Source organism: Stieleria neptunia, from assembly GCF_007754155.1.
Classification (GTDB): domain Bacteria; phylum Planctomycetota; class Planctomycetia; order Pirellulales; family Pirellulaceae; genus Stieleria; species Stieleria neptunia.
The window spans coordinates 2656677-2677437 of record NZ_CP037423.1; the positions used below are offsets into that span (position 1 = coordinate 2656677).

The 20761-nt window shown below is 60.8% G+C and carries 21 protein-coding genes; 3 read left to right on the plus strand and 18 right to left on the minus strand.

Annotation, left to right across the window (positions count from 1 at the left end; genetic code table 11):
* Positions 1 to 107 precede the first annotated feature (107 nt).
* From Enr13x_RS09280 to Enr13x_RS39665, 8 genes are all read right to left on the minus strand, one after another.
* Positions 108 to 761: a redoxin domain-containing protein gene (locus Enr13x_RS09280; protein WP_197455890.1), complete on the minus strand. Its 654-nt coding sequence runs from the start codon at positions 759 to 761 to the stop codon at positions 108 to 110.
* 113 nt (positions 762 to 874) lie between these two features.
* A complete protein-coding gene (locus tag Enr13x_RS09285) occupies positions 875 to 1792 on the minus strand; it encodes a rhomboid family intramembrane serine protease (protein ID WP_145385772.1) in 918 nt (305 codons plus the stop codon).
* Between the two features lie 832 nt (positions 1793 to 2624).
* Positions 2625 to 3830 (minus strand): NAD(P)/FAD-dependent oxidoreductase, encoded by a 1206-nt coding sequence (locus Enr13x_RS09290; RefSeq protein ID WP_197455891.1) that lies wholly within the window; start codon positions 3828 to 3830, stop codon positions 2625 to 2627.
* The gene (locus Enr13x_RS09295) at positions 3827 to 4543 is read right to left on the minus strand and encodes a methyltransferase domain-containing protein (protein ID WP_145385776.1); all 717 of its coding nucleotides are present in this window, start codon (positions 4541 to 4543) and stop codon (positions 3827 to 3829) included. The genes Enr13x_RS09290 and Enr13x_RS09295 overlap by 4 nt, the downstream gene beginning before the upstream one ends.
* A gap of 11 nt (positions 4544 to 4554) precedes the next feature.
* Positions 4555 to 5403 carry a CPBP family glutamic-type intramembrane protease gene (locus tag Enr13x_RS09300; protein WP_197455892.1) on the minus strand — a complete coding sequence of 283 codons (849 nt, stop codon included), beginning with the start codon at positions 5401 to 5403 and terminating at the stop codon, positions 4555 to 4557.
* On the minus strand, positions 5400 to 6926 hold the full coding sequence (locus Enr13x_RS09305; protein ID WP_145385779.1) for a hypothetical protein: 1527 nt from the start codon (positions 6924 to 6926) through the stop codon (positions 5400 to 5402). The genes Enr13x_RS09300 and Enr13x_RS09305 overlap by 4 nt, the downstream gene beginning before the upstream one ends.
* Before the next feature lie 70 nt (positions 6927 to 6996).
* Positions 6997 to 7572 carry a hypothetical protein gene (locus Enr13x_RS09310; protein ID WP_145385781.1) on the minus strand — a complete coding sequence of 192 codons (576 nt, stop codon included), beginning with the start codon at positions 7570 to 7572 and terminating at the stop codon, positions 6997 to 6999.
* A 137-nt stretch (positions 7573 to 7709) separates the two neighbouring features.
* A complete protein-coding gene (locus Enr13x_RS39665) occupies positions 7710 to 8147 on the minus strand; it encodes a GYF domain-containing protein (RefSeq protein ID WP_390621069.1) in 438 nt (145 codons plus the stop codon).
* Positions 8148 to 8249: 102 nt separating this feature from the next.
* Here Enr13x_RS39665 and Enr13x_RS39670 point away from each other — a divergent pair, with 102 nt between their 5' ends.
* Positions 8250 to 8564, plus strand: coding sequence for a pentapeptide repeat-containing protein (locus Enr13x_RS39670; protein WP_390621070.1), 315 nt, complete (start codon positions 8250 to 8252; stop codon positions 8562 to 8564).
* A gap of 220 nt (positions 8565 to 8784) precedes the next feature.
* Here the strand turns inward: Enr13x_RS39670 and Enr13x_RS09325 are convergent, their stop codons facing one another.
* From Enr13x_RS09325 to Enr13x_RS09360, 8 genes are all read right to left on the minus strand, one after another.
* Positions 8785 to 9267 (minus strand): TadE family protein, encoded by a 483-nt coding sequence (locus tag Enr13x_RS09325; RefSeq protein ID WP_231744177.1) that lies wholly within the window; start codon positions 9265 to 9267, stop codon positions 8785 to 8787.
* Between the two features lie 47 nt (positions 9268 to 9314).
* Positions 9315 to 10382 carry a VWA domain-containing protein gene (locus tag Enr13x_RS09330; RefSeq protein ID WP_231744178.1) on the minus strand — a complete coding sequence of 356 codons (1068 nt, stop codon included), beginning with the start codon at positions 10380 to 10382 and terminating at the stop codon, positions 9315 to 9317.
* Between the two features lie 7 nt (positions 10383 to 10389).
* The gene (locus Enr13x_RS09335) at positions 10390 to 10818 is read right to left on the minus strand and encodes a TadE/TadG family type IV pilus assembly protein (RefSeq protein ID WP_231744179.1); all 429 of its coding nucleotides are present in this window, start codon (positions 10816 to 10818) and stop codon (positions 10390 to 10392) included.
* Entirely contained in the window at positions 10811 to 11287 is a 477-nt protein-coding gene (locus tag Enr13x_RS09340; RefSeq protein WP_197455894.1) for a hypothetical protein, read from the minus strand. Before Enr13x_RS09340 ends, Enr13x_RS09335 begins: the two co-directional genes overlap by 8 nt.
* Positions 11288 to 11560: 273 nt before the next feature.
* The gene (locus Enr13x_RS09345; RefSeq protein ID WP_231744180.1) at positions 11561 to 12916 is read right to left on the minus strand and encodes a metal ABC transporter permease; all 1356 of its coding nucleotides are present in this window, start codon (positions 12914 to 12916) and stop codon (positions 11561 to 11563) included.
* The gene (locus Enr13x_RS09350; RefSeq protein WP_231744181.1) at positions 12916 to 14589 is read right to left on the minus strand and encodes a metal ABC transporter permease; all 1674 of its coding nucleotides are present in this window, start codon (positions 14587 to 14589) and stop codon (positions 12916 to 12918) included. Before Enr13x_RS09350 ends, Enr13x_RS09345 begins: the two co-directional genes overlap by 1 nt.
* 32 nt (positions 14590 to 14621) lie before the next feature.
* A complete protein-coding gene (locus tag Enr13x_RS09355) occupies positions 14622 to 15455 on the minus strand; it encodes a metal ABC transporter ATP-binding protein (protein WP_145385785.1) in 834 nt (277 codons plus the stop codon).
* Between the two features lie 32 nt (positions 15456 to 15487).
* Complete coding sequence (locus Enr13x_RS09360) at positions 15488 to 16501, minus strand: metal ABC transporter solute-binding protein, Zn/Mn family (RefSeq protein WP_145385787.1); 1014 nt, start codon at positions 16499 to 16501, stop codon at positions 15488 to 15490.
* 374 nt (positions 16502 to 16875) lie between these two features.
* Here Enr13x_RS09360 and Enr13x_RS39345 point away from each other — a divergent pair, with 374 nt between their 5' ends.
* Positions 16876 to 17244, plus strand: a complete 369-nt coding sequence (locus Enr13x_RS39345) for an RNA recognition motif domain-containing protein (protein WP_145385789.1) — start codon at positions 16876 to 16878, stop codon at positions 17242 to 17244.
* Between the two features lie 143 nt (positions 17245 to 17387).
* Entirely contained in the window at positions 17388 to 17804 is a 417-nt protein-coding gene (locus Enr13x_RS09370) for a hypothetical protein (protein ID WP_145385791.1), read from the plus strand.
* A 24-nt stretch (positions 17805 to 17828) separates the two neighbouring features.
* On the opposite strand, the gene Enr13x_RS09375 is transcribed toward Enr13x_RS09370, so the two are convergent.
* Complete coding sequence (locus tag Enr13x_RS09375; RefSeq protein ID WP_197455895.1) at positions 17829 to 19310, minus strand: methyltransferase; 1482 nt, start codon at positions 19308 to 19310, stop codon at positions 17829 to 17831.
* Between the two features lie 37 nt (positions 19311 to 19347).
* On the minus strand, positions 19348 to 20694 hold the full coding sequence (locus Enr13x_RS09380; protein WP_145385795.1) for a tetratricopeptide repeat protein: 1347 nt from the start codon (positions 20692 to 20694) through the stop codon (positions 19348 to 19350).
* Positions 20695 to 20761: the final 67 nt, after the last annotated feature.

A 20761-nucleotide genomic window follows, 5' to 3' on the forward strand; every position in this document is an offset into this window, starting at 1 on the left:
ATGCGAAGCACCCTGCGGGCCATTTGGTTTTTGGTACCTGACCCCTTTTCCGCTGGACAAACGCAGGCTCGAAAATTGAAAGCTGACAAAGCACTAGCGACTTGATCCTAAAGATTCTTGACCGCCTTCAAGATGTCTTCGACCGAGGCGCGACCGGCGTGTGAATCGCTGACTTTGGCCCATTCGACGCGCCGTCCCGCACCGATCACGTAAGCCGCCGGATAGGCGGTCTCGCGAGGTACGTCCCAACGAAGTCCCCAGGATTGGACCATCTCCATTCCCGGGTCGCGGACCATCACCAGCGGATCGGGGATCCTCCGCCCACCGATGAATTGCTTGGCAAGTCGATCCAGTTCCGCATTGGATTCATTGCCGGGATAGACCAGCACCACACGATTCGGTTTGCCACCCAATGCCGCGGAGAGTGCCTTGGCTCGATTGATGATGCTGCCGACTTGTCGTTTGCAAATCGTACACTGGTATCCCGGATAGCCCCGCAGGACGACGACCACCACCGGACCCTGCTCGTTCAACTGCGAGAGCGTCACGTAGGCGTTCTGTCCCTGAATCGGCAATTCGAAATCAGGCGCCTTGTCGCCGACGGCAAGTGGTTGGTCACGGTCTGCCGCCAACGCCGGTGGGGCAACCAGCAGGCCACTGAGTAGCCCGCTGAGTAGCCCACTGAGAAGTGCGACGAGCGGTAGGCCGGAGAGCGTGCGAGTGGAATTTGGAAGCCTGAATGAAACGGGTGGTGAACTCATTGGGAACCCTCTGGGTGATGGTTTGGGTGTGTAGGCCAAGACGAGGCCTGACATGATCCGACCGGCCAGGACCCATCCCGGCCGATGGGGAAGCCAACGGGCCACGGCAGCGGTCAGCTGCGGTTTTCGCGTTTCCGGCGACTGTGTCGTTCCAGGGTGCGTCGTTCGGCCCGCGTCAGGCTGGCTTCACCGGAAGCATGGATTTTGGCCAGGATGCGGTCCACGTCGTCTTCTTCCTGACGCAGTTTGGCGTCGGGGTCGTGCAGTTTCAGCTTGGTCCGTTTGACCGATCGGCCGACGCGATTTCGGTACTTGGACAGATCAAGCCAGCTCAGATTCCAGCGTTGGTAGTGGTACGCCAAGGCAAATGCGATTCCGGCCAAGTGGACGGTGAATGCGGTCCCGCCACTGTCTTGGCCCACCGGTCCGGACAGCATCGACAAAGACCCGAACAGGTTGCTGATCACAAAGAAAACGGCGACCACCCAAGCTTTGACCGGAAAAACAAACATCAACAGGATGTTCGCGTCGGGGTAATAGCAGGCGAACAGGATCGTCACGGCACTGACCGCGCCGCTGGCACCGATGACAACGCCCGATGGCACGCCCATCACCCAGTACGTCAGGCAGCCCGCGACACCGCCCAGAAACATCGAAACCAGGTAAACCCGCAGAAATTCGTAGCGGCCCATCCGATCTTCGACCGACCGGCCGAAGATGAACAGACCAAACATGTTGAATCCGACGTGGAACGGCGTCTCGAGTGAGTGCAGAAACCCGTAGGACAGGAACTGGTGCCACATCCAGGGTTGCAGCAGCGTTTCTTTCCAGCATCCGAACCAGGGCATCAAGCGGCTGACCGTGACGCCTTGCCCGACCGCTTTGGCCGTGAAAACGTCGACCAGAAACACCGCCACGGTGATGATCACCAAGATGACCGTCATGCTCTTGGGCAACTGGGATTGTGACCGCAGGTGCCGATCCCAGGGCGATTCATCCTCGCGGCCGTAATCACGTTCGTACAATCCCATCCGGGTAGAACCAGTCTCTTGTAGCAAGGGAACAACAGGGCGCGTCGCAATTGGAGCAATCGCGACACCGACAGGCCGCATCCTACAAGATCGCCAATCACCCGGTCGAGACGAGGTTGGGCCAGGAATCCGTCAAGAACGATGCAGGGCTGCGACGTCCAGCGCCCGACTGGTGTCAAACCGATCACAGCTGGGAAGGGCCAGGCGGGCCGACCACAACCAAGCCCGTGGGGGTCTACATGTGTGGCAAAATGTGAAGCCACCCTTCCGGCAGGACGGTCGAGCGAAGCGAGGGGAGGTCGAACGGTCAATCGCGGTGTTCACGTCGCTGGTCAGAGTCGCCTCCCTCGCAGCAATGAAAATCCTCTCCTCGCTACGCTGAACCCTCCCAGTGGGAGCGTTCTGAAACCTGAAACCTGAAACCTGAAACCTGAAACCTGAAACCTGAAACTACCCGGCCGCGCACGAAAAAACGGCTCCGATACCGATCGAAGCCGTTTGTTCACTTGTCATCACCGCAGGCGTCTATTTCTTGCGATGCCGAATTTTGCTGCGCATGCGTCGTTTCTTTCGTCCTACTTTTCGTCGCCCTTTCCCGGTCTTCTTGGTACCCACCTAGTCGGTTCTCCAAAAGTTTGCGCCGACTTGATCGGCCTTGAGTCAATTGTGAATGGATGTCTGGGGCCGGCGCTTTGGCGCGGCCAACTGCGAGCCCCAAAGCCTAGCAAATTCACGATCGCGGGCAAGCCGAAAATGGGCCGTCGGACCCGGGGCCGGCCAAAACAGCCGGCAATCCGGCCAAACCGCGCGTCTCAGGCCTCCTGCGGCATCATCACTCGCCCCCGATCGGCGGGCTTCCGTCGACAGGCCGCTCGCGATGGATCTGCTGGACGGCAAATTGGCCCAATCGGGGGAATCGAGACAGGGCGCCGACGCTGTGACGCACCAGCACCGGGTGGCGGAGCAACCGGGAGATCATCCGGCACCGTCGCTGCTGCTTTCCCAAGGTCTGTTTCAAATCGTCGGTCCAGCGCTGCGGAAAATCCGGTCTCCAGCGGTCGATTGCGGCATCCACCCGGGGCACGACGGCCAACCCCGCGCGGATCGCCCACGCCATGCCTTCCCCGGTAAACGGTTCGACGTAACCGGACGAATCACCGACATAGAACAGGCGGTGCCCCCCCGCGATCTTGCGGCGACGCGTCAGGTTCGGTGTTCCTCGGAAATGTGTCGATTGCAGCTGCTTGGCCAGATCCCAGCCGCACGAATGCAGGATTTGATGACAGACCTGGGCCGGGCCGGACGTCTGGACGGCGGCCCGATCCACCGCGGCGGCCAGATTGATGACCTGGTTCTCCGTGACCACCAAGCCGACGTATCCGGTTTCCGCGATCGCCATGTAAATCACGCCGCTGGACAAATGCATCGGTTCTCGCGGGTCGTCCAATTGCGTCCAATGGGCGCCCAAACCGATCCGCGAGTCCGCCGGCACGACCAGCCGGTCGTCGGGATCACCCGAGGCCGGTTTGCTGGCCAGTCCGTTGGCGGCGATCAAGACCGAAGCCTGATAGCGGTGGCCGTCGTTGTCCTGCAGCGAACGCGTCGGACTGTCGGGCGAGTCGTTGCCGATCGTGACCGCCGTGTCGCTCAAAAACTGTGCCCCGGCCGCAATCGCGGACTCGGCCAAGGCGTGGTCCATCGCGAAACGCGAAACCGCATGGCCGCCGGGCAGTTCTAAGTTCGCCCGGTTCAATCCGCTTCGAATGCTGTACTGATTCAGCCAGTGCCCGCCGAGTGCTTCGATTTTGTCCCAGACCCCGGCGCTGCGCAGTCCGGCGATGGCGTCGCCGTTGAGACAGGCGCCGCAAACCTTGTGACGCGGGAATGTCGCTCGTTCGATCAGCAAGACGTTGCGGCCCCGCCGCGCCAGCCCCAACGCGGACAACGAACCGGCGATCCCGGCGCCCACGATCACCGCGTCCCAGCGTTCCTGAGACGCTTGATGTCGGGTCGTCGTCGCTGCCAAGGCTGGGATCATCGCGTGCTGGTTTGCGTGTCGTAAACCATCAAAAATCGCTCCGGCCATTTCCGCCTGATGCGGATCGGCGTCAGCCCGGCTTGCGACGCCAATTCGATCGCTTCGGCCATCGTCAACGCCGCACGCACGCTCAACGGACCATCGACGTGACAGACCCGACTGGTCGTCAGCAGCCGAATGCCCCACTTGGCCAAGACGTAGCCCAGCTGCGAACGCAGCAGGTCACTGATCACCACTCGGTGTCGTGCCGCGGTCCGCATCGAACGCAGCAGCCGAACGACATCGGCCGATTCGAGGTGATGGAGGAACAGTGAACTATAGACGACGTCAAAGTCCGAGGGTAAATCATGGCCGAGTACGTCTTGCTGGACAAACGTAACGTCCACGCCCCGGCGTTTCGCGTTCTCCCCGGCAAATTCCACCGCGGTCTGGCTGATGTCGCAGCCGACGACGTCGATCGCCAAACCCTCGCGATCGGCCAGTTGCTTGATCCCGATGGCGACATCACCGCCACCCGATGCGACATCGAGTACGCGAATCGGCCCCTCCGACCGCCCCCGTGCCACCTCGGCAATCGGTTTCCAGATCGAACGCGCCGCACCGCTGAGCCGATTGACGCGAGAGAGCCCTCGCAAGGCATCGGCGTGCAAGTCCGAATCGATGTCCGGTTCGTCCATCCATTCGTCTTGGCGGTCGCGGGTCGTTAATTGCATGGCGATGATCGCTACCAGAGATGCCAGGTGCCGGTCAGACAGACGTAAATGCCCAAAATCAAGTTTGTGACGCCGTGCGCGATCACACAATTCCAAAACTTTCCCGTTTTCACCATCAGCCAACTCACCAACGAAAACCAAAGCGCCGCAGCAATGAACTCTGCCGGGTGGGTCGCGATTCCGTACACCGTTCCGATGATCAGACCGGTGCGGCCGATTTCACGCAGCGGCAGCGCGGGCCAGTTTTCGGCTTCAAAGGCCCGCATCACAAACCCACGCAAAAACAGTTCTTCTGCTATCGGGACGCAAACCGCCAGCAAGGTGAAACGCACCATCAAAAAACCAACCAATTCGAAACCCGGCTGATAGGTCGCAAACGGATTGACCCCTTCGCGTTGCGGTAACCAATCGTCCGACAGTCCAATCGTCTCGATCAGCTGGCGTTCCAAATCGAGCGAGCAGACTGCGATCCAAAGCACCGCGCCGCCGATGCCGACGATCCATCCCCAGCGATCGATCGTCAACGGAAACTGACGGACGACCTCTTTGCCGAACCAAAGCATCAGCGCCGACATCGCCACGACCCGAGCGAGGACGGAAATCAAGTACGCTTGGGCATTGATGGTCTCGCCGTCGCGGACCGGGCTGGTGTCGATCGCCGCGGCCAGCACAAAGAACACCAGCAGCGGCACGATCATGGCCGCTTTGCTTTGCCACGTCGCCGCCGCCTGTCCGCCCGAGCTCTGTCCGCCCGAGCTCTGTCCGCCCGAGCCCTGTCCGCCCGAGCCCTGTCCGCCCGAGCCCTGTCCGCCCGAGCTCTGTGCTGGATCCTGGACGGGACGCTGCACTGGATCGCTCACAACGTATTCGAATCGACTTCGCGACTGTAAACGGCCAGCACGGTTTCAAAGGTTTCCGAGCGAATCTTGTATTCGGGGTTGGAATCGGTGTACCGATTGCAATGATCGACCAAGACACGATACAGGAATCGGAACAGATGCCTGGGCACACGCAGCGAGTTAAATGCGGAGATGATTCGCGCGTAATCCAAATCCGCAAACAGATCCTTCGGCTCGGGGGATTGCCCGGGTTGGGCACAGGCCATCATGCGGGCGCGGGCCAGATCGTAGAGTGATTCGCCGGTCCACTGGAACGACGGGATCACGTTTTGCTTGTCCAATCGGGCGCGTTCGTGAAAGTCGCGCGACTCGCGTTCCATGTCCCGGTGCAAATCCTGGGGCAGCATCAATTTGAATCCGATCCCCGGATGTTTGAGCAGTTTGTTGTCCAGCAGCGGCCAGACGAACAGACGCATCAGTTCGGTCTTGCCCCCGGTCATGTGGGGTTCGTCGACACGGTCCATCAACACGATCATGCCACAGTAACCGAGACGGTCGATCACCGACTGGAACTTGTTGAGCAATTCGTAGCGGTCGTCGGTCCGGTCGTAACGCGGCAAGGGCTGGCTGGCCAGCTCTTTGATCGGAATCCAATGCAGCAGCTTGCGCGTGGTTCCGATTTCCCGTTTCCCGACGCGCATGTGTCGACGAATCCGAAACGCCGCCCACCACGTTTTCAGCAGACGCACCAAGTACGGCGCCGACCCGATCAACATCAAAACGGGCGCCAGCCAGAGGTAATCCCAAACCGTCTTGGCCGCCACCGCTTCGCCGCCCTCGGCCGCGGCGGCATCCCCGCCACCGGACCCGGTGAACATCAGGTAGACGAATCCACAGGCGACGATCACGCTCCACGCGCATGCGAACCAGCAGCTGATCTTTGCCACCACGTTGTTGTACCCGAGGTGGCGCCGCAGGTCGTTCCAACGATCGATGAAGGAGCCGTCGCTGGATTGGTCGTAACAGGCGGCCAACAGCAGTAGGTCACGCGAGGCGGTGCGGTCCAGCTTCGAGAGTGCCTGGCGGTCGATCCCGTCGTCGACGTGGTCGGCTTTCAAAATTTGATCGACCAGCTTGGTGACGCCCAGGCACAGAATGGAATCCATGTGGTCCCAAAGCTTCCATTCTTTGAGCACACGTTCCGGTTTGCGATTGGTGCGTCGGCTCAATCGTTCACTGAAGTGATCCAGGAACGGATTGAAGTCGTCGTAGGCGATCGTGTAGATCCGCTCGGCGGGATGTTCTTGGTTGAACTTTTGCAGGTGCCGCCGGATCTGTAACCGCATCGCGGTCTTGCCGGATCCTTTGGGGCCGAACACGATCGCGGTCGACGGTTCTTTGGGATCGCCGTAAACCTTGTCCCAGACGGGATGGTAGGCGTTGGCAATGCAGTGTTCCTTGAACACCTGATCCGTCTGGGCGTCTTCTTCGGCAAACGGATTGCGGACGATCCCGTGGTGCTCAAGCAAACTCTGGATATTCATAGTCGAATCATTGCCTCGTGCTCAGAAACTCAAGAGCGGTGCTTGAAACCCATTCAGCGACGTCGCGGTCTCACTGACCGATCGATTTGACCATCGTCACAAACTTTTCACGGTTGGTCTTCACCACATCGGCCGGCCCGATCATCTTGATGAAAAACTGGCGTCCTTCCGGCTCGATCAAGATCGCGCCGGCCATCGCGTAGTTCTCGCGCTGGACGACTTTGCCTCCGGCGAACGGGCCACCGCCCATGCGTTCGGCATAGGCGCCGCTGACGTCGACGATGTGAACCGTCCATTTGCCGATGTCCATCTTTTCACTTTTCTGGGCCGCTTCGTCGCCGCCCGAAAACTGGCCTTTCCAGCGTTTGATGTTGGCGTCGACGCTACCGCCGGCAGCCATCATCGTCAACCGCGCCGTCGTTTCGCCTTCGCCGACCTTGAACTCATGCTGCACGATCCGGGAAGCCGGTTGGGTCCGTTTGAATTCCGCGGGAACCTTCAGCTCGGCTTTGTCAAACACACTGACCGACTCGGGGGCTTTCTCCGCCTGTTCGGCAGTGGCCGGACTCGCCGCGACGAGGACGGCCGACGAAAGGAACGCTGCGATCAGAGCGACAGGTCGAAGGGCTGGGTATCGGTTTCGCATCTAGGGGACTCCGCGATGGTCAAGTGAAGACGGGAAGACAGTGAATACGGGAAGACAGTGTTCAATCTTGGAACACTTTAGTCGATCAGGCAAAGAGTACGAAAGTCGTCCAGACCGGTCGGAAACCAAATCTCGCGTTAACCACGGGTCGACGCCACCAAGAACAGGGTGACGATCAACCCGACGACGAGGGCCGCCAGAACGGCGACCAGGGTGATCCGCCGTGAGGAGCGTTTTCGTCGAACCGCACCGATTTTTGCGTCGCCGGCGAACTCGGAATGGATCCGGCTGGTCTTTTCGCGGGCGATCGGCGTGGTCAATTTTGACCCGCTCGGGCCGTCGGCGAACGGATCGGCGGTGTCCAGTGACTGCGAGCCCGGTAGCGAATCGGCGATCTCGGGCAACGCGTCGGAAGCCTCACGCCACTGCGGCCAGCCGTCTTTCCACAACAACGCCGTCTTCGCCACACGTCCCTCGTCGATCCAGACCTTTAACATCGCCGAGGTGGCCGGCCCGTATTGTCCCCCGCTGGGTGGACGGACGTACCAGGTGGAGGCCGATTCGCCGGAGAGCAATTCCGGTTCCGCCCCCGCCGAGGAAACCGCGGGGTTCGCCGCTGCCGCATGCGCCGTGGCGGTGCTCGCCGGTTGGCTCGCTGCCGGTTGTGGGCCGCTCGGATGGCTCTCGGTTTGTGGTGCGTCCTCTCTGGCGGAGGTTGCCGCCGGGGATGGCCGGGGTTCCTCGTTGCGCGGGATCGCTGCTTGCGAGGTTGCTGCTTGCGAGGTTGCTGCTTGCGAGGTTGCTGCTTGCGAGGTTGCTGCTTGCGAGGTTGCTGCTTGCGAGGTTGCTGCTTGCGAGGTTGCTGCTTGCGAGGTTGCTGCTTGCGAGGTTGCTGCTTGCGGTGTGGCGATGGCGGCGGATCGCTCGCTCGGGGTGCCCGTGTTTCCCGCCCCCGCCCCCGCCCCCGCACCGGACGGGGCGATCGGAGTTGAGAATTCGGTGTCGGCCAGTGGGATACGAAACTTGGTGCCGCATTCGGGGCAGAGTCCACGACGGCCCGCCAACTCGGTTTTGATATTCAGCGGTTTCCCACAACCGTGACACGAAAAGCGGATTCCCATCGGACTGCATCGAAAAGACTGGAGCGGAGATCCCGGCTGGCCGTCCTGTGACGGCGAAGCGGGAGAAGCGACCAGTGTAGCCCATTGCCCGCTACAGATTGGCGGTTTCACGCTTCATCGTCAGCGTCCGGACAATTTTCTTGCCGCCGGTGAACTGTGGCGGCACGAACGTGTTGGCATCCAAGGAGACTTCGATGGTCACGGTCAATTCGGGGGTCTGGTTGTTGATCTGAGCGGGGGAGACGTTGACCGTGGCGCCATGCAGCCCCAGGGTTCCCAGGACGGTGTTGGCCGTCGACCGCGCGTCGGCCGCGGTGCCCCCGGGGACGATCGCTTTGCGACAGCCTTCGTAGACCGCGTTATCGACGGTGTGCCGAATCATCGCGACGCGACAGAATTCAAAGGCGGCGAAGAAAAAGAAGAACAGCAATGGAGCGACGATCGCGAATTCGACCATGGCCGACCCGCGTCGCCGCCGCCGACCGACTCGGTTGCCGGTTCGCGCGCGGTCAGGTGGTCGGATCTCGGATTGGAAGCCTGTGTCGGTTTGAAAATCCGCGGTTGGGGCATTCACGTGGTTGTCACTCCCGTTTGTCGCGATCGCTGAATTGTGTGTGGCTGTCATTCTGTGATCACCGTTCCCAGGGTGAGAGCGATTTCACGATAGGCCTCGGTCAGTTCGGCGGCACTGAGCGCGTGGAAATGTTTGCCGCCACCGATTTGCGCGACCGTTCGCATCCGGTCTTGGTCGGCGCCGCTGCCGAACGTGATCGTGTGAATTTGGATCTGGCTGGCAGCCAAGTCCGTGGCCACGGTGCTCGGCTCGGGGCCTTCGTTGTGCAGTCCATCGGTCATCACGATCATCGTCCGTTCCACGAATTCCTGGTCGCGTCCGTCCAGCATGATTGCCTCACCGGCTCTCATGCCGCGGCTGATGCTGGTGCGACCGCTGGTGACCAGCGCGGACAAGCCGTCGGTCACTTCGACCAGGTTGGCGGTCAGGGCGACATCCTCGGTGGCAAACTGGCTGTAGGATGCCAAGCCGACTTGCTCGTTGACCGGGGTGGTGTTGAGCGTGGCGACGAACACGCCGATCGCGGTTTGCAGATCCGCGAACTTGGATCCTCTCATGGACCCGCTGCGGTCGACCACCAGGATGACGTCACGTTCGATGTACGTGGCCGCCGCCGTCATTTCGGGTTCAAACGTGCTGAACCCCAGAATGTTTCCGAACAACAACGGGATCGCTCCGGAGGCGGAGTCGCTGGTGCGGCGCCCGGTCACGCGGACGGTGTTCAGTGGTGTCTCACCGCGGCGAAAGACGAAGCGTCCGTCGGCATCGAGATCGCTGCGGCCGAATTCGAAATCACCGGATTCCAGCTGCAGCGGTTGCCCGTTGACTCGATTGAGCAACGCGATCTCCTGGCCCTTGCGAATCGCCAGCGACGTGTCAAAGGACTTGGACAATTCTTGTGATGCCGCTTGGGAAGCGGCGTCGGTGGCCGACCGCAATTCCGTTCGCGACAGGTGCATGTGTGCGATGTCGACCGAAAAGGCGACCGTGGCGAGAAAACCGACCAGCATCACGAGGATCAGAATCAGCATCGCACCGCGGCGTTGCCGGCGACGCATCAGACGGTACTTGACCATGGGGTTCAAACGACTTGGATTATCAATGGGGTGGGGCACGGTTGATCTATTCCTTTAACATCACGACGCGGGCGACCAGCGTTCGGTTGGTGACAAATTCCCCCGCGATCGGACTGTTGGTTCGCGTCGGGGCCGAGACTTCACAGACGACTTGTTCGCCACGTTGCAGGTCGTCGACACCGGTCGGAAATTGGATCTCGAAGTCATTGACGCGCCGGGATTCCAGGATCGCCACCGCACGCGCGTCGGCGTCCGCTTCGGTGCTGCCCGATTGAGAGGCCTCACGGACGGCCTCGTAACAGGCGACATTGAGGGACTGTTTGAGAAAGATGAAGCTGGACGCCTCGATCGATCCGAACACCAGCAGCACGATCACGGGCATGCAGACCGCGAATTCAACCGCAGCCACCCCGTCTCGTTTCCGGCGACCACTTCGCGCGCCGAGAATCGAACTGCGTTTGAAGGGGTTAGCCATCGGACACTTCCCTCCCGGCGGGTTCGATCTCGGACCCGCCCGGACCCGTCGGGCCGTCGGCATCTCGAAGCCGCATGACGTCATTGAAGTGGCTCGCCATCTCTTGCCAAAAATCGTTGTCGCGGAATTTCAGCGGGGCGACCGCGCGGCCCGCCTTGATGTCCTTGAGCGTGTTCCGCAATCGCAGGATCGGGCCGGCAAAGCGATGGCTCAGTTTCAACGTGTCCCAGACGAAGGCCGGGATCAGGGCGGCCGTGATCACAAAGAACGGCAAGAACCGACGAACGGTGTCGCCGAACGTCTGTCCCCAATCGGCATCGGGTTGCTCGAACAGTCGGATCCAGAACGTCAATGCGATCGTGTTGCAAACAAAGAACACAATCCAGTGCAACGCCACGCGGCGGACCAGACTGCCCTGGACCTCCGAATCGACAAGCGTTCTGCTGCGTTTAGCGGGAATTGTAGCCATCGTCCTATCTGATTGATTCGTGGTTGACCGGTGACCCGCGGACTCTCGCGGGTACGCCCTAGTGCTTCGTCAACTTTTATACTTAGGGTACCGCGGAAAAGGGGTCAGGTACCAAAAATGCGAAGCACCCTGCGGGCCATTTGGTTTTTGGTACCTGACCCCTTTTCCGCTCGTGACCCCTTTTCCGCTCGACAAACGCAGGCTCGAAAATTGAAAGCTGACAAAGCACTAGGGAAACCGTAGGCCACGAATTACAAAATCAGCCGTGACTTTTTAACTCTCGTCGGGAATCGGCCGGCCGTGTGGATCTTCGACCGGTGTATCGGTCTCTTTGGCCAACTCGTCGCGCAGATTGCGGTCGGTGAAGTGCTCAAATCGCTCCGCCTGGTCATGGATCCGCTCGGCGCCGCTGCCGGCCCGGTCGACCAGGTATTGTTCCCACAATCGGTGCGATCGGACCAACCGTTGTCCCCGTTCGCGTCCGACGTGGGTCAATTGCAATCGATCGTCCTGATCGGCGACTTCACCGCGGCGGCGCAGCATCGCCAGGGCGGCCTTCATGGACCAGTTCGACGCGAACAATTCCCCGGCCAACCAGGTCGCCGTGGGCGGCCGTTGATCCAGTTCTTCGCCCCGAAACAGTGACGCGACGATGTCGTCACAGAGGATGCGAAGCGACAACAGTTGGCGTCGGACCAGTTTCACCAACACGCCGTGTCGGGGGCTGAGCGTCGCGGCGGCAAAAAACAGGCCTCCGGCGGCCACCGCGATCATGCCCGACGTCGTCGTGCTGCGGTATCCGATCCAGGCCGGAACGCTGAGCGCCAAAACATGGCCCAGCACCGCCGACACGATCGCCAAGGCGACGCTGATCGCAATCATCACGCCCAACCGATCGGTCAACATGTAGGCCGCCGCGGCGGGCACGATGAACATCGCGACCACCAAAATGCTGCCCACACTTTCGAAACAGGCGACCGCCGTCACCGAGACCAGAACCATCAACCCGTAGTGCATCCACTTGGACGAAAAACCCATCGTCGTCGCCAGCGCCGGATCGAACGAGGTCAAACGCAATTCCTTGAAAAAGAACAACACGAACAACGCATTGACCACGGTCACCAGTGCCAGGACCACCGCCGCTCGGGGCACGTCGCGACCGCCGATCGCGACCGTATCGAGCGGAGTCAACTCGATCGATCCGTACAGCACGCAGTTGGGATCCAAGTCGACCGCATCGGCGGTCTGGACCAAGATCACCAATCCGAGCGCAAACAGCGACGTGAACACGACGCCCATCGAAGCCCCTTCGTCGACGCCGCCGGCCCCGCGGATCCATTCGGTGAACACGGCCGTCATCAGGCCGACGACCACGGCGCCGACGAACATCGCCGGACTGCTGCGGGTCTGGGTCAAGAGAAAGGCCACCGCGATCCCAGGCAGCACGGCGTGCGTGATCGCGTCCCCCAGCATGCTCATCTTGCGGAGCACCAAGAAATTCCCCAGCAGCGACGACGCGACGGCCGCCAAGCCGCCGATCACCACGATCCAGCCGTCCAGACCCCAGCTCCAGGAAAATCCCAGCGAAAGCATCTGTCCGATCCAGGCACCAAACGGTTCGCCGGTCATCACTGGGGTCCCCCCGGGGCGTCCGGTTGTTGCTGCGTGCCGGATTGACCTCCGGCCTCGATCTGTTCAACCGTCTGCCCCGCGTCGGCGCTCAGTGCTTGGTCAGCGTTCAGTGCTTGGTCAGCGTTCAGTGCTTGGTCAGCGTTCAGGGGGCCGTGGGGGCTTTGCGGCACCGGGATCGTCATGCCTTGTTCATCCAACAGATCTTCCAGCTGGTCGATCACCTCGGGTGCCAAGACGTGCTCGATTTTGTCTGCGTCGCGGTCCACGTTGGCCGTCGCGACGTCCGCGTAGGCGATCAAGTACATCTCCCACAGACGGTGCTGGCGGGTCAACCGCGCCGCTTCGGCGAATCCGGCTTGCGTCAATTTACAGGCGCCGTTCTGGATCCGCAGCAACTCGTCTTCGACCGCACGCTCGATCGCACGGCTCAAACGTCGCCGCGACCAGCTTCGCATCGAAAGCAACTTGCCAAGGCTGACGGCAAGGCGTCGGTTGGCACGCTCGGCCAAACCCGAGTGGTCTTGCCCGCCGGATGTTTTTTCGAGCTGTTCATACATCGCCCGCAGCAAATGCTGGCGATCGATTCGACGGTTCAGCCGCATCCGGCGCACGAACCGGATGATGACCCCGCGTCGCGTCCCCAACATCATGCTGACGAAGAAAAACAGCGAACACACCAAGACGATCATCGCACCCGAAGGCAGCCCCGGGAACAACGCGCTGACCAATCCGCCCACGATGCTGCCGCCGGTCCCCAGCAGCGCCGCCCAGAGCATCATCCGCCACATCGTTTCGGTCCAGAACCGCGCCGCCGCCGCCGGGATCACCAGCAACGCGATCATCAACACCAACCCCACCGCCTGCAAACCGACGATCGTCACCAGCACCACCATCGTCATCAAGCCGACATCGAGCGCGATCACGGGAAATCCCTGCGCCCCCGCAAACCCTTCGTCAAAACACAACAGTTTCAGTTCTTTGAACAGCACCAGACAGCCGGCGATCACGATCAGCGACGTGACGGCGATCAATCGCGCATCGGCCGCCCGCATCGAAGCGGTTTTGCCATAGATAAAACCCTCCAAACCCGCCGCGTGTCCGGTGTCCATCTGCTGGATCACACCCAGCAGCGCGACGCCGGCGCCAAAGAAGACACTCAGCACAATGCCCAGCGCCGCGTCCTCCTTCAACCGCGTCTGGTTGCGGATCACCAGAATCACCGCCACGCCCAGCAACCCGCTGGCGGTCGCACCGACCAGCAACCAAGGCAGGGATTTTTCGTCCCCTCCGAACCAATTGGCGGCGATGAATGCGATCGCGATCCCCGGCAAACTGGCGTGGCTGAGCGCATCGCCCATCAAGGCGCGCTTGCGCAACAGCGTGAAACTGCCGACCAATCCCGAGGCCCCGCCGAGCACCGCGACGCCGAAGATCACGATCCGCGTGTTGTAATCCTTCATCAGCAACACGCGGCCCCATTGCGTGTCGGTCCACTCAAACGCGGACGTTTGCGATCGGGCGTCGGCCGACCGTCGGCCCCGCGCGTGACAGACGGTCGCCGAAACCGCCAGCACCGCCAGCAGCAACAGGCCACGAGACAGCCGCACGCCCGAAACGCTCGAAGCGATCTCGGTCGACGCGTTCAACCGGCTGGTCATTGCACGCCACATCGTTGGGTTACCCAAATCTCAAATCTCAAATCTCACAGCGAACTCTCCCGTCGCCGCATCGCTTCGGTGACTTCGTCCAGCAGCGTCAATCGTCCGCCGTAGGTCTTTTGCAGGTTGTCTTGCGTAAAGGTTTTGGAGACGGGGCCGTGTGCGACGACGCGCATGTTCAACAGCACCACATGGTCGAAGTATTCGGGAACGGTCTGCAAGTCGTGATGGATGACCGCCGCGGTTTTGCCACGGCCCTTCAAGTCGCGCAAGATTTCGACGATCGCCCGCTCGGTGGCGGCGTCGACCGCGGCGAAGGGTTCGTCCATCAGGTACAAGTCGGCGTCTTGCACCAGGGCTCGGGCCAAAAACGTGCGTTGCTGTTGGCCGCCGGAAAGCTGGCTGATTTGACGATCGGCCAGGTCGCCGATCCCGACACGGCCGAGCGCGTCGCGGGCCTGGTCGCGATGTTTCTTGCGAACCGGTCGGCACCAACCGATTTGGTCGTACAACCCCATCGCGACGACATCCAGGGCGCTGACGGGGAATTGCCAATCGACGCTTTCACGCTGCGGCACGTAACCGACCCGGTGCCTGTTTTCTCGATAGGTATCGCCGAACACACGCACGCGACCGGATGCACGCGGGATCAGATCCATCACGGCTTTGAGCAAGGTGCTTTTGCCGGCGCCGTTGGGACCGACGATTCCGATCAATTGACCGGCGGGAAGATCGAAGCCGACGTCCCAGATCACCGGCTTGCGGTGATAGGCCACGGTCAAATCGTAGACCGACAACGGCACGTTCACGCCCGCCCCGTCGTCCCGCGCTGCCGTGGGAAGGTTCGCATCATCCGTTCTTTCTGGTGGGTTCTGCATGATTGGATCCGGTCGCCGTCGGCGTCACGCCGTCAATGCTCCGTTTGACCGCTCAGCTTACTTTGGAACCCGCCGGGATCTGCCTGGCCGCCGAGGGCGCGTGCGGTGGTCGTCAGGTTGTGATCCAACATGCCGATGTAGGTTCCCTCGTACGTGCCCTCGCGTCCCATCGCATCGCTAAACAACGTGCCGCCCTTGACCACCGTGTGCCCTTGGCTGGCGGCGCCTTCGATCAAGGCCTCGACATTCTTCGGCGACACGCTGCTTTCGACAAAGACGGCTTTGACGTTGCGACGGATCAGCAAATCAACCAACGCGTTGATCTGTTGCAGGCCGGCTTCGGATTCCGTCGAGATTCCCTGGATCCCCCGCACGTCCAATCCGTAGGCGCGTCCGAAGTAGTTGAACGCATCATGGGATGTGATCAGCAAACGGCTGTCTTCGGGAATGGTGGCGATGACCCGAAGCCCGTACGTGTGCAACTCCTGCAACTCGGCTCGATAGGCCGCGGCGTTCTCCGCAAACCGGTCTCCGTGATCGGGCGCCAAGACGGTCAGTTGATCGCGGATCAGGTCCACGCATTGGCTCCACATCGAGACGTCGTTCCAGACATGGGGATCACCGTGCGCCCCGTTTTCTGTTGTCGATTGGCTGGCGTCACCGGACATCAACAGGCCGCGGTCGATCGCGTCGGTCACGGCAAACACGGGTTTGCGACGTCCCACTTTTTCAAGCGTGTCGGCCATCTTTCCCTCCAGCATCAAACCGCAATAAAAGACGGCGTCGGACTCCATGATGTCTTGGACGTCATCGCGCGTCGGCATGTAGAGATGGGGGTCGACCCCGGCGCCGCAGATCTGTGTGACGTCGATCAGATCGCCGCCCACGTTGCGGACCAAATCGCCGACCATCCCGACCGTCACCACCACTTGCAGCTTCTCACCCGACGCGGCTCCGCCCCCGCCCGGCGCGGCGTTCGGTTTGCCAGAACCGCATCCGACGCTCAATCCGGTGACCATCAAAAGGCCAATTTGGAAGAATTTCATGAACTTTTTTCCTTGCTTGTCTTCGTCTTGCGGCCTGCAATCTATGCCCATTGCGGCCCGAAGCCCAGCAGAGCAAACCAACAAAAACCGCTCTATGACGGCCCGAACGGCTACTTTGCCCCCACCTTTCGCTTCCCGATGCCTCGTTGATGGACAAAATATCACCCATATTTTTGGGTATCCACTTGTAATCCCCGAAAGAATCACTCCCAGGCGACCCGGAAATCGTGTTACACTTACCGCGTGTGCGGACGACGGTTGTCGTTGTCCGGCTAGATCGAAGACCGAGACTCTCAGAACGAAATGGACGCCTATTGTGCGTCGCGGACAGCTCCGAGTGATGAGGCCTTCCGGAATTTGGAGCTGTAGTAGCGATGAAGATGTATGTGGGAAATCTGGCTTGGGCCGTTACGACGGAAAAGCTGGAAGAGATTTTTGGCCAGTACGGTCAGGTCGATGATGCGATTGTTTTGACCGATCGCGAGACTGGTCGAAGCCGCGGCTTCGGCTTTGTGACGATGCCCGACGAGGCTGCCAAGGAAGCAATTGATGCTCTCGACGGACAAGACTTCGAAGGCCGACCGCTGCGGGTCAACGAAGCCCAAGAGCGAGCGCCGCGTGGCGGCGGCGGTGGTGGTGGTGGCGGTTACCGTGGCGGTGGCGGCGGCGGTGGAAACCGCGGCGGCGGCGGCGGTGGCGGAGGTTACGGCGGCGGCGGCGGTGGAGGCCGCGGCGGCTGGTAAGTCACCTTGAGCCATCGTGCTTAAGCCCTGTGGGTCGTTTCCGGCTCACGCTCAACGAATTCATCAACGCGACCCAAGTCTGTCTAGACAGGGTCGCGTTTGTTTTGCGCCCCCCACGCCGACGGTATTGCTATGCTTGTTTCATGTTCGCATGGCTAAAAAAAATCGTCACCCGTTCCCGTCCCACCGCCGCACCGATCCAGGGCACGCGCGTTCCGCCGGCGGACGATCTGCGGCAGACGCTGCAAGTCGCCACCGTCTGGCAGGTCGTCGATCGTTTCCTGACTCAGAATCCGGCACCGACACCCTTCGGCGTTCATGCGCTGGTCGATGCGGGGGCCGCGAACTTGCTGGATCCGTCGGAGTTGGTTCAGGTGTGCGAGAAGATTCAGGAGCACGGTTACCAGTATCCGATCAATCCGACGTTGATCCAGGAGCTGAACCAATCCGAGTTGCTGGAATTTTTGCGTTGGCACGGGCAAAACGAAGTGGAGCGAGAGTATTACGCCAACGAAATGACGCTCCGTGAATTGATCCAGCGGTTTCAAGCCGATCGCTAGGGATCGAGTGTGGCGACCGATGCGTCAGCGGCCCGTCGCGACCAGGATGCCGTTTTTCAGCAGCGAGCGCACCATCGCGGTGCCCTGTTTCCGTCCGGTCTCGATGGCCAGCCCGACGTTTTGTGAGAACAGGTCCAGGCACTCCGAGACGGGCCGGCTGCCGTCAAACGTTTCGAGCAAGGTCCGCACGTATTCATCGACGCCGATCGAGACGGGCAGTCCATCGTCGAGGTGGAGCACGATCGAATCGCGTTGCCAGCGAAACTCTTTCCAGTGCGACGTCTCGACCTGGCGCAACCCATTGGCAACGGCCAATCGGCTGGCCAGCAGCGCGTCGCCGTCGTCGTTCAACGCCAGGTCTCGATCGGAAAACCCTCGGGCGATTGCGTCGCCGATCGGTTGACGGATTGGTTTGGTCAGTTGCGTCACGTCGAACCAATTCTCCCCGGCCCGACGGCGGATGAACAGAAAGCCGCCTTGAATGGCTTCGACGCCCTGTTCTCGAAAGTAGTTTTCCCACTTGTTCTGTTCCGCGGCCAGTTCAGCTTCATCGGAAATCGTTTGCGCCAACGCGTTTCGGGCATAGCTGGCGGGGAACTGTCGATTGGCCGGTAGGATCCAAACGTCGCAACCGGAATCCGCCAGCCAGCCGCGGAGGCGATCTTTCCAATCCTGGCCCTCCATTTCGACCCACTCGCAGATGGTTTGCAGGATGCCGCCTTCTTCCAAGTGATCGACGGCTTGCGAAAGCATCTGCCGGACAAAGCCGTCCAGCTCGATGGGGTTGAATCGAAACGTCGTCACCGCATCGGGCGAAATGACGAACGGGGGATTGGCGAGGATCAGGTCAAAGCGTTCACCCTTCACCGCGTCGAACAGTTTTCCCGTCACGGCGCGGAGGTTCGTGAAACCGTTCAAAGCGGCGTTGAAGCGAGCGAATGCTTCGGCCCTCGGATTCAAATCGGACGCCACCACGGTTTCGCTATGTGGGCACGAGAGGACGCCGTGTAGCGCGAACCCGCTGCACAGGTCGAGCGTTTTGCCAACGCGTTGGCGTATCGCCACGGCATGGAGGTGCAGTGCCGCGTCGCAAAGCGCCGGAACAAACCGCTCGTCGTCCTGGTATTCGATCCGCTGCAGATCCGATGCCAACAGTGCCGTGCCGACGGGGACGACGAGGGCGGTCGGGCGGTAGTCGGTTCCGTCTTCGATCCATAAGCCGCACTGTCGACAGGCGTCAATCAGGCCCGTTGGCAGCAGTGCGTTTGCCGTCTCGGCATCGACCGCTGTTCCCAGGAAGAACGCTTTGGCCAGAACATCGAAGGGAGTTGCGTTCTGGTCCAGCCCGGCGCTCAGTTCGGCCGGCAATCGGTCGCCCGGCGGCGGCACCAGCAATCCGAAACGTTCCTCCAGTCGGGGCGAGGTGTAGCCGGCGGCTTGGCAAACGTCACGAAAGAGTTTCGCTTCCTCCGCTCCCAGGGGAGTCGGCGTTTTATCGGAAATCACTGAATCAGGGTCCTGCAGGGGTGATGGCGAATCGGTGTCAATCGGTCGGGTTTCGTGTGGCCGTGAACAGGTATCCCGTCACGCCCTCAAGCCCTTCTTTACGGACTTCCGTTTCGATGCACTCGTTGACGGAGAATCCGCGTGCTTGCAGCCAATCTCGAATGCAAGCCTCGGTGTGTTGGTAGCGGCCGCTGGTTCCCAGCTGAAATCCATTGGCATTGGCATTGGCTTGCCGTGCTTCCGATTCCAACTTTTCGATGCTAAACACAAACGCTCCGCCGGGCCGGAGTGCGGCCGCCGCGGCGTCAAAGGTCAGCCGCAGGTCACCGATGTAGATCAGGGTGTCGGCCGAGACCATTAAATCATACTGCTCGGAGCAGTCGATCAGGTATTGCGTGAGTTCTGCCTCGACCAATTCGTCGTACAGTTCTCGTTGTCTCGCCTTGGCCAGCATCATCGGTGACAGGTCCACGCCGACGAGATGGCTTGCCAGATCGTTGAGGTAGCGGCCGCAGAGTCCTGTTCCACAGCCCAGGTCGACGATCCGCAACGTGCCGCGGTCTTGATCGGCGACAAGCTCGTTTGCGATCTTTCCCAATTGTTCGGGGACGCGGTAGTCGAGTCGGGAAAGCAGTGAGTCAAACGTGTCGGCGAAGCCATCAAACGTGCGTTTGACATAGTCTTGCGAAGCCCGCTCCGGAGCGTTCTCGGGAGCGCCGCAGACCAGGATGAAGTGTTCCGCAATGGGGTTTCCCGGATCGATCGACAACCATTGTTGATAGACGTCCATGGCTTCGTCCAGGCGTCCGGCAAGCCGCAACGCTCTTCCGAGCCCGTCTCGGGGCCCGATGTACTCGGGGGAGATCGCGATCGACTTCTGGTAGGCTTGCACGGCGTCATCGAGTCGGCCCAGTTTCTCCAGTGAGGCACCGAGCGCGTTCCACGCCGTCGCGTTCTGCGGATCCAATTCGGTGGCTCGGGTGTAGGCTGTAAAGGCATCCAGATGGCGGTTCAGGTAACCGAACACGTGCCCCGCATGAAAGTGAGACTGGGCGTTGTCGGGATCGAAATGGATCGCCCGCTCGAACGCGTCCAAGGCCTCTTCGTACCGCTCTTCTCGGACCAGCATGTTGCCGAGATTGTTCAGCGCGCCGGGCTGATTGGGATTGATGGCGATCGATTGGTTGACCCGTTCAATCGCCAGCGAAGTATTCCCCAATTGGGCCGCGATGACGCCCAACAATTGCAACGCATCGGTCTGTTTCGGATCGAGTTCCAAGACTTTGTTGTAAAGCGATTCCGAGTGGGTCAAATTCCCATCGCGATGCATAGCGATTGCCTGTTTCAGCAATTCTTTTGACTCGGTCGATGCCTCACTCGCCATGATGTTGGTCTTCCGACGGATGGATTTGGATAATGCAAGAGGAACCACAACGCCCGTCTGTCGCGGA

Excerpts from the sequence above, each read along its gene's own strand:
- Enr13x_RS39670 (WP_390621070.1), top strand. The coding sequence starts at position 8,250 with ATGGCTCTCGGTTTGTGGTGCGTCCTCTCTGGCGGAGGTTGCCGCCGG.
- Enr13x_RS09305 (WP_145385779.1), bottom strand. The coding sequence starts at position 6,926 with ATGAATATCCAGAGTTTGCTTGAGCACCACGGGATCGTCCGCAATCCG.
- Enr13x_RS09340 (WP_197455894.1), bottom strand. The coding sequence starts at position 11,287 with ATGGCTACAATTCCCGCTAAACGCAGCAGAACGCTTGTCGATTCGGAG.
- Enr13x_RS09345 (WP_231744180.1), bottom strand. The coding sequence starts at position 12,916 with ATGACCGGCGAACCGTTTGGTGCCTGGATCGGACAGATGCTTTCGCTG.
- Enr13x_RS09380 (WP_145385795.1), bottom strand. The coding sequence starts at position 20,694 with ATGGCGAGTGAGGCATCGACCGAGTCAAAAGAATTGCTGAAACAGGCA.
- Enr13x_RS09360 (WP_145385787.1), bottom strand. The coding sequence starts at position 16,501 with ATGAAATTCTTCCAAATTGGCCTTTTGATGGTCACCGGATTGAGCGTC.
- Enr13x_RS09310 (WP_145385781.1), bottom strand. The coding sequence starts at position 7,572 with ATGCGAAACCGATACCCAGCCCTTCGACCTGTCGCTCTGATCGCAGCG.
- Enr13x_RS09335 (WP_231744179.1), bottom strand. The coding sequence starts at position 10,818 with ATGGCTAACCCCTTCAAACGCAGTTCGATTCTCGGCGCGCGAAGTGGT.
- Enr13x_RS09285 (WP_145385772.1), bottom strand. The coding sequence starts at position 1,792 with ATGGGATTGTACGAACGTGATTACGGCCGCGAGGATGAATCGCCCTGG.
- Enr13x_RS09295 (WP_145385776.1), bottom strand. The coding sequence starts at position 4,543 with ATGCAATTAACGACCCGCGACCGCCAAGACGAATGGATGGACGAACCG.
- Enr13x_RS09350 (WP_231744181.1), bottom strand. The coding sequence starts at position 14,589 with ATGTGGCGTGCAATGACCAGCCGGTTGAACGCGTCGACCGAGATCGCT.
- Enr13x_RS09280 (WP_197455890.1), bottom strand. The coding sequence starts at position 761 with ATGAGTTCACCACCCGTTTCATTCAGGCTTCCAAATTCCACTCGCACG.
- Enr13x_RS09290 (WP_197455891.1), bottom strand. The coding sequence starts at position 3,830 with ATGATCCCAGCCTTGGCAGCGACGACGACCCGACATCAAGCGTCTCAG.
- Enr13x_RS09355 (WP_145385785.1), bottom strand. The coding sequence starts at position 15,455 with ATGCAGAACCCACCAGAAAGAACGGATGATGCGAACCTTCCCACGGCA.
- Enr13x_RS09370 (WP_145385791.1), top strand. The coding sequence starts at position 17,388 with ATGTTCGCATGGCTAAAAAAAATCGTCACCCGTTCCCGTCCCACCGCC.
- Enr13x_RS39345 (WP_145385789.1), top strand. The coding sequence starts at position 16,876 with ATGAAGATGTATGTGGGAAATCTGGCTTGGGCCGTTACGACGGAAAAG.